Annotated in this window: 16 protein-coding genes; 9 read left to right on the top strand and 7 right to left on the bottom strand. The window is 64.2% G+C overall.

The window, feature by feature from the left end:
- Positions 1-25: 25 nt before the first annotated feature.
- Entirely contained in the window at positions 26-844 is an 819-nt protein-coding gene (locus CO675_RS35850; RefSeq protein WP_097676601.1) for a chromate resistance protein ChrB domain-containing protein, read from the bottom strand.
- Positions 845-1,084: 240 nt separating this feature from the next.
- Positions 1,085-1,441, bottom strand: a complete 357-nt coding sequence (locus tag CO675_RS35845; RefSeq protein ID WP_097676600.1) for a hypothetical protein — start codon at positions 1,439-1,441, stop codon at positions 1,085-1,087.
- A 166-nt stretch (positions 1,442-1,607) separates the two neighbouring features.
- Here CO675_RS35845 and CO675_RS35840 point away from each other — a divergent pair, with 166 nt between their 5' ends.
- The 7 genes from CO675_RS35840 to CO675_RS35810 all read left to right on the top strand — a co-directional run bounded on the left by CO675_RS35840 (position 1,608) and on the right by CO675_RS35810 (position 8,661).
- The gene (locus tag CO675_RS35840; RefSeq protein ID WP_050406339.1) at positions 1,608-1,886 is read left to right on the top strand and encodes a metal/formaldehyde-sensitive transcriptional repressor; all 279 of its coding nucleotides are present in this window, start codon (positions 1,608-1,610) and stop codon (positions 1,884-1,886) included.
- Positions 1,887-1,891: 5 nt separating this feature from the next.
- Entirely contained in the window at positions 1,892-2,965 is a 1,074-nt protein-coding gene (locus CO675_RS35835; RefSeq protein WP_097676599.1) for a nickel/cobalt efflux transporter, read from the top strand.
- Between the two features lie 135 nt (positions 2,966-3,100).
- A complete protein-coding gene (locus CO675_RS35830; RefSeq protein ID WP_097676598.1) occupies positions 3,101-4,180 on the top strand; it encodes a Cj0069 family protein in 1,080 nt (359 codons plus the stop codon).
- A 227-nt stretch (positions 4,181-4,407) separates the two neighbouring features.
- The gene (thrC, locus tag CO675_RS35825) at positions 4,408-5,823 is read left to right on the top strand and encodes a threonine synthase (protein ID WP_198964864.1); all 1,416 of its coding nucleotides are present in this window, start codon (positions 4,408-4,410) and stop codon (positions 5,821-5,823) included.
- A complete protein-coding gene (locus CO675_RS35820) occupies positions 5,823-7,112 on the top strand; it encodes a M16 family metallopeptidase (protein WP_097676596.1) in 1,290 nt (429 codons plus the stop codon). The genes thrC and CO675_RS35820 overlap by 1 nt, the downstream gene beginning before the upstream one ends.
- Before the next feature lie 158 nt (positions 7,113-7,270).
- Positions 7,271-7,858, top strand: coding sequence for a GNAT family N-acetyltransferase (locus CO675_RS35815; protein ID WP_021076543.1), 588 nt, complete (start codon positions 7,271-7,273; stop codon positions 7,856-7,858).
- Positions 7,859-8,022: 164 nt separating this feature from the next.
- Entirely contained in the window at positions 8,023-8,661 is a 639-nt protein-coding gene (locus tag CO675_RS35810; protein ID WP_097676595.1) for a hypothetical protein, read from the top strand.
- Between the two features lie 105 nt (positions 8,662-8,766).
- On the opposite strand, the gene CO675_RS35805 is transcribed toward CO675_RS35810, so the two are convergent.
- The 5 genes from CO675_RS35805 to CO675_RS35785 form a co-directional block, all read right to left on the bottom strand.
- Complete coding sequence (locus CO675_RS35805) at positions 8,767-9,252, bottom strand: F0F1 ATP synthase subunit B family protein (protein ID WP_097676594.1); 486 nt, start codon at positions 9,250-9,252, stop codon at positions 8,767-8,769.
- A gap of 3 nt (positions 9,253-9,255) precedes the next feature.
- Complete coding sequence (locus tag CO675_RS35800) at positions 9,256-9,822, bottom strand: F0F1 ATP synthase subunit B (protein WP_097676593.1); 567 nt, start codon at positions 9,820-9,822, stop codon at positions 9,256-9,258.
- Positions 9,823-9,936: 114 nt separating this feature from the next.
- Positions 9,937-10,167 carry a F0F1 ATP synthase subunit C gene (locus tag CO675_RS35795; RefSeq protein ID WP_016847054.1) on the bottom strand — a complete coding sequence of 77 codons (231 nt, stop codon included), beginning with the start codon at positions 10,165-10,167 and terminating at the stop codon, positions 9,937-9,939.
- Positions 10,168-10,222: 55 nt separating this feature from the next.
- Positions 10,223-10,972 (bottom strand): F0F1 ATP synthase subunit A, encoded by a 750-nt coding sequence (locus CO675_RS35790; RefSeq protein ID WP_097676592.1) that lies wholly within the window; start codon positions 10,970-10,972, stop codon positions 10,223-10,225.
- A gap of 72 nt (positions 10,973-11,044) precedes the next feature.
- Entirely contained in the window at positions 11,045-11,416 is a 372-nt protein-coding gene (locus CO675_RS35785; protein WP_097676591.1) for an AtpZ/AtpI family protein, read from the bottom strand.
- Between the two features lie 276 nt (positions 11,417-11,692).
- Between CO675_RS35785 and CO675_RS35780 the strand changes: the two genes are divergently transcribed.
- Together CO675_RS35780 and CO675_RS35775 are read left to right on the top strand one after the other, a co-directional pair.
- Positions 11,693-12,316 (top strand): 2-hydroxychromene-2-carboxylate isomerase, encoded by a 624-nt coding sequence (locus tag CO675_RS35780; RefSeq protein ID WP_097676590.1) that lies wholly within the window; start codon positions 11,693-11,695, stop codon positions 12,314-12,316.
- Positions 12,317-12,347: 31 nt separating this feature from the next.
- Entirely contained in the window at positions 12,348-12,857 is a 510-nt protein-coding gene (locus tag CO675_RS35775; RefSeq protein ID WP_097676589.1) for a hypothetical protein, read from the top strand.
- Positions 12,858-13,031 lie beyond the last annotated feature (174 nt).

The raw sequence follows: 13,031 nt of genomic DNA, 5'->3' as shown, positions 1-13,031 counted from the left end.
CAGATGAAGCGGAAGATCGCGGCGCTCATGGCTTCACCTTGCTGGTCGGCCAGTTGTGCGTCTCCCGCGTCGCGTCGCGGCACCAGCGATAGAAGGCGTCGTAGAGCAGCATGCCGGCGCTCAATTGTTCGAGGTCGTCGTCGAACATGCGCGACAGGCCGAGCGAGGCGGCGAGCAGCCCCGGCGCCTCCGGCGACAGATCGAGCCGCGCGGTATCCGCGGCCCGCACCATCGTCGCAAGCCGCTCCAGTGCGGGCGTCGACAGGCCAAACTCCCTGACCATCACGTCGAAGGTGCAGAGCTCACCGCGATGGCTCCAGAACACATTCTCGATGTCGAACGGCGTGGCGTCGAAGCGTTCGGCGACCGCCTCGACTTCCGGTGATGCGACGAACAGGAACACCGCCGCGGGGTCGACAAAGCGGCGGATCAGCCATGGGCAAGCGATCCGGTCGATCTTCGGCCGCGAGCGCGTCACCCAGACGGTGCGGCCACGGCCGTCGCGTTTCGGAATCCTGTCGGCGGGAACAGTGGGAAGCTCCGCGGCCGTCCAGGCGAGGTGGCCGCCCTCGAGAACTTCGGCAGCAATGTTGCCGCATCGAAGCCAGGCGGCGGTGCCTTCGCTGAGCTTCTGCCCCTTCTGGCAAACCACGACCACGGACTGGCCGGAGAAGCGGGAAGCCCAGTCCTGGACATCGAGATGGGAGTGCCTGATGGCGCCCGGGATCAGGCGCGGATCGGCGGCGAAATCCTCGTCGATACGAACGTCGACGAGCGTCGGCGCCTTGGCGGTGCCGATGAGACGAGACAGTTTTTCGGATGAGATCGATGTGTATGACGACATGGTGCGTCCTTGGTGAACAGGACGCGATTCTTGGGCATGTCGCCTCGCGGGGAGATCGCACATCCCCGTGCTCTGAAATTAAGACCTTGTGTTGATCGATGTCAACCGGAGTGCGCCGTCGTCACAAGCGAAACGTCCAGGTCACTGTCACGAACAGTTCATCCGCGCGGTCCGGAACAATGTCTCGACCGCGGCGCAAGACATCACGCGAGACACAAACGATTCGGGATTCGCTGCGATCTAGAAGCCGCAATCCCTGAATTGCTTTGCGCCGAGGTGAAATCGCGAGCCTTGCTCGACGAAATCCACGTCGAGGCACTGGTTGCCCCGACGGAACGCGCCGATGCCGTTGCAGCGCAGATATTCGAGATTTATCCGCCAGCGTTTCTCACGCGGCGAATAGGTCGCGAAGTCGTGTTGCGCGCTGGCCGGCCCTCTGCAAATCCCAGCGATGTATTGCCGGACTTCGGGCGGCAGATTGTCGATGTGATCGGAATTCCAGGGGCCGTCATTATGCCCGATGCTGCTCTTGGACATGGCCGGCAGCGCGCTCGAAAGCAGGATCGGGAGAGCCAACATCAGGATGCGGACTTTCACGCGACGCCTCCCTTGCCAGTTGTCTTGTTGCCGGATTGACCGGATTCAATGCCGTTCGCGCCGCAATGTAAAGCGTGGGCGAGGTAACCCAGCGTGAGCACGGCCGCGCCCCCCGCCGGCCCGAAACGGGTTGACGGAATATAGGGTACCCCCCTATATTATGACAATGTCGCACACGATCAAGCACAAGTCCAAGCTCGTCGGCCGGGTCCGCCGCATCAAGGGTCAGCTGGAGGCCGTCGAGCGGGCGCTGGAGTCAGAGCTCGGCTGTGCCGACGTGTTGATGCTGGTGGCCTCGGTTCGCGGCGCCATCAATGGCCTCACCGCGGAACTGCTCGAAGATCACATCCGCCATCATGTGGTGGACCCTGCCCGGGAAAAGGATCCCGAGCGAGCGCAGGGCGCCGCCGACCTGATCGACGTCGTTCGTACCTATTTGAAGTGAAGCACATGACCGATCTGTCCCAGCTGCTGCAGCAGAGCAGCGCGCATGCATGGCTGTTCGTCCCCAGCGCGATCCTGCTCGGCGCGCTGCATGGTCTCGAGCCCGGCCACTCCAAGACGATGATGGCAGCCTTCATCGTCGCGATCCGCGGCACCGTGCTGCAGGCGGTGCTGCTCGGCCTGTCGGCGACGATCTCGCACACGGCCATCGTCTGGATCGTCGCGCTGGCTGGGCTGCATTTCGGCCAGCAATGGTCCGGCGAACGCAGCGAAGCCTGGCTGCAGTTGGTCTCGGCGGCGATCATCATTTCGATCGCAGCCTGGATGGCCTGGCGCACCTGGCGCGAGCAGACTTCCGAGCACGACCACGACCACGACCACCATCATCACGATGAAACTCGGCAATTGACCCTGGCAGGGCAATCGCTGTCGCTCGAAGTCTTCGAGGACGGTGTGCCGCCGCGCTGGCGGTTGCGCAGCGAGGCCGGGGCGCTTCCGGCAGCCGGCGAGGTCGATGTCGTGACAATCCGCCCCGACGGCAGCGAGCAGCAGTTCCGCTTTGCCGCGCGCGAAGGCTATCTGGAAAGCATCGATGAAATTCCGGAGCCGCATGCCTTCAAGGCGCGCGTGTCGGTGCGCGCCGACATTGCGGAAGTCCTGTTCGAGGAGCATGACCACGCGCATATGGACCTCGGCGACGCCGATGATGCGCATGCGCGCGCACACGCCGCCGACATCCGCAAGCGCTTTGCCGGGCGGACCGTCACGACGTGGCAGATCATTCTGTTCGGCCTGACCGGCGGGCTCATTCCGTGTCCGGCGGCGATCACCGTGCTGCTGCTCTGCCTTCAGCTCAAGCAGTTCAGCCTCGGCTTCGTGCTGGTGCTTTGCTTCGGCATCGGGCTTGCGATCACCATGGTCTCCGCCGGTGTCGTGGCCGCGCTCAGTCTGCGTCATGTCGAGCGCCATTGGGGTGGCTTCAGCCGTTTCGCCCAACGCGCGCCCTACGTGTCGGCCGCACTGATCGTGCTGGTCGGCCTCTACACGGGCTGGCTGGGGTTGCACGGGATCACGGCCTGATCCCGGATATGATCCCACTTCCATCTTGAAAGCTGCGCGGGGTGGTCTAGAGTTCCTGCCAAGGGGACAAGGCAGACTCCCCGTGAGGCCTCGGTCCAAGCTCTGCGCGACACTCAACCGTCGTGGAGCTTCCATATGGACACCGAACCACACACATCCCGTCGTTCCAGAATCGCCATCCTGTGGCGTGGCGATGCCGCGGCGCGGCAGGAGGCGACGGCGCAGAACAGCCGTTTCGTTCGCGTCTTCGAAGCGCTTGCCGCTTCCGGCATCGAGGTCTTTCCCGTGGTCTTTGACGAGACCTTTGCCGATCTCGTCCGCGACCAATTGCTGACCATGGACGGCGTTCTCGTCTGGGTCGACCCGATCCATCAGGGCAAGACTCGCGCGGCGCTCGATCCGCTGCTGAGAGAGGCCGCGATGAAACGTCCGTGGGTCAGCGCACATCCGGACATCATCCTCAAGATGGGCGTCAAGGACGTGCTCTATCGGACACGTCATCTGGGCTGGGGCGCCGACACGCATCGATACGCCACCGTGGAGGCCTTCCGCGCCGAATTTCCGTCGCGCCTTCGCGCGGCCGGCCCGCGCGTGCTCAAGCAGAACCGGGGCAATGGTGGGCAGGGCGTCTGGAAAGTGGAGGCTCTGCCGAAGACGGACGCGACCGTTCGCGTGCTGCACGCATTGCGCGGCAGCCAGCCCGAGGAGATTCCGCTGGAAGCCTTCATGGCGCGCTGCGAGCCGTATTTCGGCTGGGGCGGCTGCATCATCGATCAGGCATTCCAGCCGCGCCTGCCCGAGGGCATGATCCGTTGCTATGTCAGCGGAACGAAGGTCGCGGGCTTCGGACACCAGCTGATCAAGGCCTTGATCCCGCCGCCGCCGGAAGGCCCGGATTCACCGCAAGCTCAACCCGGACCGCGCATCATGCACGGTCCCGATGTCGCACAGTTCCAGACGCTGCGGCGGCTGATGGAGGACGAATGGATTCCGCAGCTGATGGAGACGCTGACGATCGATGAAGCGTCGCTGCCGGTGATCTGGGATGCCGACTTCCTCTATGGTCCGCGCGATGCCGATGGCGCCGACACCTACGTGCTCTGCGAGATCAACGCGAGCTCGTGCTTTGCGATCCCCGACGAGGCGCCGGCGGCGATCGCACGGACGGTCAGCGATCGCATTCGTCGGAGCATGGAGAGCGATGCAGGCCGATAGCGCAGATATCGCACAACGCTATCCATCGTCATTCCCCCGGTGCGCGATTGCGCACCGGGGAATCCCGCCGTCATTCACCACTCCGTGCGCCCCCGGGGCGCGCGCTTCGGGCTACCCATTGCCAGTCCGATCTTCTATGGTGAACCACATCGGGTCGCATGCGGCGAACTCGATAAATCCATGATATCAAAGGCTTAAGGCTATAATCGAAGCCTTTGGAGGGCGGTTTGACGCGGTATATTTCGACCCGGGGTGAGGCCCCGGCGCTTGGCTTCTGCGATGTGATGCTGACCGGGCTTGCCCGTGACGGCGGGCTCTACGTGCCCGAGACCTGGCCGCAATTGTCGCCCGAGATCATCGCCGCCTTTTTCGGCCGTCCCTATTGGGAGGTCGCGGTCGAGGTCATCCGGCCGTTTGCCGCCGGCGAGATTTCCGACGCCGAGCTCGGCCGCATGGCGAATGAGGCCTATGCCACCTTCCGCCATCCCGCCGTGGTGCCGCTCGACCAGGTCGGACCGAACCAGTTCCTGCTCGAGCTGTTTCATGGGCCGACCTTGGCGTTCAAGGACGTCGCGATGCAGCTGATCTCGCGGCTGATGGATCACGTGCTGGCCGAGCGCGCGCAGCGCACCACCATCGTGGTCGCAACCTCGGGCGATACCGGCGGCGCCGCGGTGGAAGCCTTTGCCAATCTCGACAACGTCGACCTCGTCGTGCTGTTCCCGAACGGGCGCATCTCCGAGGTGCAGCGCCGCATGATGACGACGACCGGCGCTTCCAACGTTCACGCGCTGGCGATCGAAGGCACGTTCGACGATTGCCAGGCGCTGGTGAAGGAGATGTTCAACAACCACCGCTTCCGCGACCGGGTGGCGTTGTCGGGCGTCAACTCGATCAACTGGGCGCGCATCGTGGCGCAGGTGGTGTATTATTTCACCTCGGCGGTCGCGCTCGGCTCACCGCAGCGGACGGTGGATTTCACGGTGCCGACCGGCAATTTCGGTGACATCTTCGCCGGCTATGTCGCCAAGCGCATGGGGCTGCCGATCCGCTGGCTGCGTATTGCCGCCAACGTCAACGACATCCTGCCGCGAACGCTGAAGACCGGCAATTACGAGGTGCGCGAGGTGCACGCGACGGCATCGCCGTCGATGGACATCCAGGTGTCCTCGAATTTCGAGCGGCTGCTGTTCGAGGCCAGCGGCCGTGACGCCGATCAGGTTCGCCGCCTGATGGCCTCGCTGAAGCAGTCCGGCCGCTTCGTGCTGCCGGATGCGACGCTGGCCGCGGTGCGCCGCGATTTCGACGCCGGCCGCGCCGACGAGACCGAGACGGCGGCCGCGATCCGCGCCGCCTGGCGCGAGGCCGGCGATCTCGTCGATCCGCACACCGCGGTGGCGCTCGCGGTCGCCGATCGCGACACCTCGGATTCGAAGATCCCGAACATCGTGCTGTCGACCGCGCATGCGGCCAAATTCCCCGATGCGGTCGAGGCGGCCTGCGGGGTGCGTCCGCAGCTGCCGGCCTGGCTCGGAAGCCTGATGACGAAATCCGAACAGATGACGGTCATGAAGAATGATTCCGCCGAGGTCGAGCGCTTCGTGCTGTCGGTCAGCCGTGCCGCCAAGCAGGGAGTTGCCTGATGAGTGTTGAGATCACCAAGCTGCCGAGCGGCCTCACCGTCGTCACCGACACCATGCCGCATCTGGAAACCGCGGCACTCGGGGTCTGGGCCGGGGTCGGCGGGCGCGACGAGAAGCCGAACGAGCACGGCATCTCGCATCTCCTGGAACACATGGCGTTCAAGGGCACCGCGCGGCGCTCCTCGCGCGAGATCGTCGAGGAGATCGAGGCGGTCGGCGGCGACCTCAATGCCGGCACTTCGACCGAGACCACGGCCTATTACGCGCGGGTGATGAAGGCCGACGTGCCGCTGGCGCTCGACGTGCTCTCCGACATCCTCGCCAATCCGTCCTTCGTGCCGGACGAGCTGGAGCGCGAGAAGAGCGTCATCGTGCAGGAAATCGGCGCCGCGCAGGATACACCCGACGACGTCGTGTTCGAGCACCTCAACGAGCTCTGCTATCCGGACCAGCCGATGGGGCGCTCGCTGCTCGGCACCGCCAAGACGCTGAAGGCCTTCAATCGCGACACGCTGCGCGGCTATCTGTCGACGCATTACCGCGCCCCGGACATGGTGGTCGCTGCTGCCGGCGCCGTCGATCACAAGCGGGTCGTCGAGGACGTCACCGAGAAGTTCGCCAGCTTCGACGCCACGCCGGCGCCGGCGCCGCAGCCTGCGATGTTCGGCAAGGGCGGCTCGCGGGTGGTGCATCGCGATCTCGAGCAGGCGCATCTGACGCTGGCGCTTGAGGGCGTGCCGCAGACCGACCTGTCGCTGTTCTCGTTGCAGGTCTTCACCAACACGCTCGGCGGCGGGATGTCGTCGCGGCTGTTCCAGGAGGTGCGCGAGAAGCGCGGGCTGTGCTACTCGATCTACACCTTCCACGCCCCCTACACCGACACCGGCTTCTTCGGCCTCTACACCGGGACCGATCCCGCCGACGCGCCGGAAATGATGGAAGTCATCGTCGACGTCATCAATGACGCGGTGGAGACCCTGACCGAGGCCGAAGTCGCCCGCGCCAAGGCGCAGATGAAGGCCGGCCTGTTGATGGCGCTGGAAAGCTGTTCATCCCGGGCCGAACAATTGGCGCGCCATGTGCTAGCCTATGGCCGACCGCAGACGGTGGAAGAGCTGGTGGCGCGGATCGACGCGGTCTCGGTCGAATCGAGCCGCAACGCTGCCCGCGCGCTGCTGTCGCGCAGCCGCCCTGCCGTTGTTGCACTCGGCAGCGGCAGGGGTCTGGACACGGCGGTGTCTTTTGCGGAAGGATTGACCAAGTCGAAGGCGAAGACGCTGCTGCATTAAGGATTGAGCTTACCTCGCCCCGCTCTTGCGGGGAGAGGTCGAAGCCGAAGGCTTCGGGTGAGGGGTTTATCCGCAAATTCCGTCTGCGGAACGGCCCCTCACCCCGACCCTCTCCCCGCAAGAACGGGGCGAGGGAGAAGTCGGGGGAGTGTTGGGCCATGGCCCTGTTTCGTTTGCCGTCTGGTGGACCGGCCGCATTGATGCCGCGGGGACACGGGCTTTTGCTGCGTGCGCCGCAAATGTCGGATTTCCCGCAATGGGCGCAGTTGCGCGAGTTCAGCCGCGCCTATCTGACGCCATGGGAGCCGATCTGGCCCTCTGACGACCTGACCCGCGCCGGCTTCCGCCGCCGGTTGCGCCGCTACAGCGAGGATATCGCCGCCGACCGCTCCTATCCATTCATCATCTTCCGCGAATCGGACGGGGTGATGATCGGCGGTATCACGCTTGCCAATGTCCGCCGCGGCATCGTGCAGGCCGGCACGATCGGCTATTGGGTCGGCCTGCCGCATGCCCATCGCGGCTACATGACGACGGCGCTGCGGGTGCTGTTGCCCTCGCTGTTCGGCGAGCTCAACCTGCATCGCATCGAGGCGGCCTGCATTCCCTCCAATGCGTCGTCGATCCGCGTGCTGGAGAAGTGCGGCTTCACCCGCGAGGGCCTGGCGCGGCGCTATCTCTGCATCAACGGGATCTGGCAGGACCACCTGTTGTTCGGCCTGCTGCACGAGGATTTCCGCGGTTGAACCTTGGGCCAATGGCTGATGGCGGATGCGTCCGAGCCGTTTCAGCTTGCTTTCAACATGCCATTGCAACATGCCATTGCAACATGCCTTGGGTTCGCCGCCATTGGCTTGCTATAACGCCCGCGAAACGGGGAACTCTGGTTTGGGGGCTTTAGGGATATCGCATGGGTGACAGGGTGATCAGGTTCGCGCTCGCGGCGGCGGTATCGATCGGTCTCGGTGCCACCCTGCTGCCGACGGCCAGCTCGGCGCAGTCGCTGAGCGACCGCTTCAAGAACCTGTTCGGCGGCGGTTCGTCCGATTCGAAGCCGGCGGCGCAGCAGCCGCTCAGCGATGCCGACGCCGGGCTGACCTGCCCGCCGGTGCAGATCCGCTCCGGGGCCTCGACCTATTCGGTGGCCGTGGACGGCAAGGAAGCGGTCGGCAACGACGTCAAATTCCTGGCCTCGATCACGCGCACGGCGCGGGAATGCAATCTGAACAGCGGCCAGATCACGGCCAAGATCGGTATCCAGGGGCGGATCATTGTTGGCCCCCAGGGCGCACCGCCGACCATCCAGGTGCCGCTGCGCGTCGCCGTGGTGAAGGGCGGCGTCGGCGAGAAGACCATCGCCACCAAGGCCTACACCACCACGGTCCAGATGGACGACAGCGGCAGCGTGCCGTTCAGCCTGGTCGCCGAGGATGTCGTCTATCCGGCGCCGTCGGCCGCGGAGAACGACGACTACATTTTCTATATCGGCTTTGATCCGCAGGCGCTGAAGCCGGAGCCGAAGGTCCGCGCGCAAAAGAAGAAGCACTAGCGCCGGTCGTGACGGGGCCGCTGGAAATAAGAAACGGCAGGAGCAAAGAAAAAGGCCGGCGCGATGATCTCGCGCCGGCCTTTTCCGGAAGGAAGTGTGATCGCGTCAGTTCAGCTTGGAGCGGACTTCGGCGATGCCCTTGCCGACGAGGTCGTCGGCAACCGAGCCCTTGACCGACTGCGACAGGATGGTCGAGGCGGCGGTCACGGCGGCGTTGGCCGCGGCGGCGCGCACATCGGCCACGGCCTGCGCCTCGGCCTGGGCGATCTTGCTCTCGGCGGTCTTGGTCCGCCGGGCCACAAAATCTTCCATCTTGGCCTTGGCTTCAGCCGCGATCCGCTCGGCTTCGGCCTTGGCGCTGGAGATGATGTCGGCGGCCTCGCGCTCCGCGCTGGCGCGGCGCGCCTTGTATTCGCCGAGCAGCTTGTTGGCCTCATCCTTCAGACGGCGGGCGTCCTCAAGCTCGGCCTTGATGCGCTCGGCACGGTGATCGAGCGCCGTCAGCAGGGTGCGATGGACGCCGAGATAGCCGAACACGACCAGCAGAATGACGAAGGCGATCGCAACCCAGGTTTCCGGTTCGTAAAACATCGTCTATCCCTTCAGCGACGCGTCGACGGCGCTGTTGACCGCATTCGCGTCCGGCGTGACGCCGGCAAGTTGCTGGACGATGGCGCCCGCCGCATCCGCCGCGATGCCGCGGACGTTGCTCATGGCGTTGGTCCGGGTCGTTGCGATCTGCTTCTCGGCGTCGGCGAGCTTGGCCGCCAGCTTCTCTTCCAGCGCCTTGCGCTCGGCTTCCGAGGCCGCGTTCAGCTTCTCGCGGGTCTCGTTGCCGATCGCCTGCGCATTGGAGCGCGCATTCGCCAGCTCGGTTTCATAGGCCTTCAGCGCCGCGTCGGACTCGTCCTTCAGCTTCTGCGCCTCGGCCAGATCGCCCTCGATCTTGTTCTGGCGTGCATCGATCGTCCCGCCGACGCGCGGCAGTGCGATACGCGACACGATCAGATAGAGCGCGACAAATGCAATCGCCAGCGACACCAGCTGCGAAGCGAAGTTGGAGGAATCGAACGGCGGAAAGGCTCCGCCGTGATGTCCGCCATCGGCCTCGGTGTGGGCGCCGGCATTCTGGCCTTTTGCCTCGCCATGACTCTCAGCCACGGTGTTCTCCTGTTGCTGTCATGCGCGCCGCCCTCGGTACGACCTTTGGGCGGCGCGAACGGGTTACCGCGAGAGCGGAACCGGGTTGCCGCTAATGCGGAACCGGGGTGCCGCTCAGAGCGGAACGAACAGCAGAAGCAGCGCGATCAGCAGCGAGAAGATGCCGAGCGCTTCGGTCACGGCGAAGCCGAAGATCAGGTTGCCGAACTGGCCCTGAGCGGCCGAGGGGTTACGCACCGCAGCGGCGAGGTAGTTGCCGAAGATGATGCCCACGCCGACGCCCGCACCGCCCATGCCGATGCACGCGATGCCCGCGCCGATAAGTTTTGCTGCTGCCGGTTCCATTTGTAGCTCCTTGAGAAAGATAGACAGATTGGTGGGTGGAGATTCCCCGGACCGCTTAGTGTCCCGGATGAATGGCGTCGTTGAGGTAGATGCAGGTCAGAATCGCGAACACGTAGGCCTGCAGGAATGCGACCAGCAGTTCGAGCGCGTACAGCGCGACAGTGAGCGCCAGCGGCAGCACGCCGCCGAACCAGCCGAGTGCGCCGAGCGAGAAGCCGAGCATCGCGACGAAGCCCGCGAACACCTTGAGTGCGATGTGGCCGGCCAGCATGTTGGCGAACAGACGAACGCTGTGCGAGACCGGCCGCAGGAAGAACGACAGGACCTCGATGAACATGACCAGCGGCAGGATGTAGATCGGAACGCCGGAGGGGACGAAGATCTTGAAGAATTTCAGGCCGTTCTTGTAGAGGCCGTAAAGCAGCACGGTGAAGAACACCAGCAGCGCAAGGGCTGCGGTGACGATCAGGTGGCTCGAGATCGTGAAGGTGTAGGGGATCACGCCGACCAGGTTCGAGACGCACAGGAACATGAAGAGCGAGAAGATCAGCGGGAAGAACTTCATGCCTTCCGAGCCGGCCGTGCTGCGGATCGTCGACGCGACGAACTCGTAGGAGATTTCGGCAACCGACTGCAGCCGTCCCGGAACCAGGTCCCGGCCGCTCGCCAGCATCAGCAGCGCAATCAGCAGCACCGCGATGAACATGAAGAGCGACGAATTGGTGAAGGCGATCGTATGATTGCCGATGTGGCCGAGCGTGAAGAGGGGCTCGATATTGAACTGGTGGATCGGGTCGATTTTCATCCGCGCGGCTCTTGGTCCACCGGCCATCGTGCCGGTAATCGAATTTCAAATGTCGTGACTTCCCGCCAGCGCTCAGCGCTTGCCCGAGGCCACGCCCGCGGACCTCACCACGTTGACCACGCCGGCGACGAAGCCGAGCAGCGTTAACACGATGAAGCCGAATGGCGACGTCGACAGCAAACGGTCGAACCCCCAGCCAATCGCCGCTCCGACGGCAACGCCCGCGATCAGTTCCGAGGAAAGACGAAAACCGAGCGCCATCGCCGAAGCTCTGGCGGCACTGTCCCCGCTTTCAGTACCGGATTGATCAGTCTTGCTCCTGCGGCTGTCGCGAATTTCTGACAACCGATGATCGAGACTTCCGAGCCTTGCGGAAAGCGCAGCTTCGTCAGGAGGCGATTGATCGCGACTTCCACCTGCGCCGTCGTTGGTGTTCTCAGCCATGCTGCAAACACTAACCGAAGCCGCGGATGATGGAAATTGCGCCCGTCCCCGTCAAAAGCCGCGCGGACCATACTTACCGCGTCTAATCAAGTCAAGATTGCGTCGTAACCAGTTATTGCTTTGATTCTGCTGGTTTTATTTGGAGATATTCAAGGTCAGAGTGACGCAGTGTTCGCAGTGCAACAGCTTGTATGCTGTGAAGCGATGTTGCCTGGCATTTCCGGCTCTGCTCGGATCGCCGAAAGTCCGTATCACCTCGTGCAGTCAAGGTTCCGCATGTCACGCCAGATCGATTACTACTTCTCGCTGCAATCCCCCTGGGCCTATATCGGTCACAAGCCCTTCGTGCGGCTCGTAAGCACTTACGATCTCAAGGTAAATTACCGGCCCGTGCTGCTGGTCGATTTGTTCTCGGAGACCGGCGGGCTGCCGCTTGCCCAGCGCCATCCGGTGCGGCAACGCTACCGGATGATCGAGTTGCAGCGCTGGCGCGACAAGCGCGGGCTGAATTTTCACCTGCAGCCGGCCAACTGGCCGTTCAATGGGCGGCTTGCCGACGGCGTCGTGATCGCGCTGCTCGAGGCCGGCCTCGACCCGGAGCCGTTTTTGCAACGCGCCTATCCCGCGGTGTGGGAGCTTGAGCTGAACCTTGCCGATGCTGCGACGCTGGTGAAGCTCGCCGACGATGCAGGCTTGCCCGGCCGGCAGCTGGTAGAACGCTCCGCCTCGGACGCGATCAGCACGGCCTATGAGCAGAATCGTCAGACTGCATTGGACGCCGGCGTGTTCGGCTCGCCCGGCTATGTGCTCGATGGCGAGGTGTTCTGGGGGCAGGACCGGATCGAATTGCTCGAGGACGCGTTGAAGTCAGGCCGCAAGCCCTATAGCTCTGTGGTCTAGGGGCAGGAATCAGGTTGAGGCGGAGCAAGCCATGCCCATCGCGATGTCGTCTTCGAAACTGTCCATCGCAATCATTGCTGTCCTGATCTCAAGCGGTGCGGCCCTCGCGCAAGCCGCGCCCGACACCGAGAACGGCCGCTACGCGTTGTCGCCGGCCAGCGATGGCTTCCTGCGGCTCGACACCCGCACCGGCGCGGTCTCGACCTGCACCAATTCCAGCGCCGGCTGGGCCTGTTACATGGTGCCCGACGAGCGCGCGGCGCTGGATGCCGAGATCGGGCGGCTGCAGGCCGACAATGACAGACTGAAGGGCGAGCTCGCCGCGCGCGCGCCATCGGCCAAGACCGACGAGGCGCTGCCGAAATCGGATTCGTTGAAGAAGGCTGAGCCGAAGGTCGCCGAGGGCGAGCGCAAGATCGAGATTCCGCTGCCGAGCGACCGCGATATGGATCGCATGATGTCTTTCGTGGAGCGGGCTTGGCGGCGGCTGATCGAGATGGCCAACCGAGTGCAGCGCGACGTCAATGGCGGCAAGATTTGATACGGCTCTCTCCGTTGTGTCGCCCGGCCTAGTGCGCAATTGCGCATGGGGGCGGGACCCATACGCCGCGGCCTCTCGATTCCGACGACTCGGAGTTGATGTTTCGCCTAACCAATGAAAATCGGTGGTTGATGGGGTGGACGGCCCCCTACGGCATCAGTGTGCCAGAATGAG

It is taken from the genome of Bradyrhizobium sp. C9 (assembly GCF_002532045.1).
In the GTDB taxonomy this organism is placed as follows: Bacteria; Pseudomonadota; Alphaproteobacteria; order Rhizobiales; family Xanthobacteraceae; genus Bradyrhizobium.
This window is presented reverse-complemented; position numbering and strand designations above follow the sequence as displayed.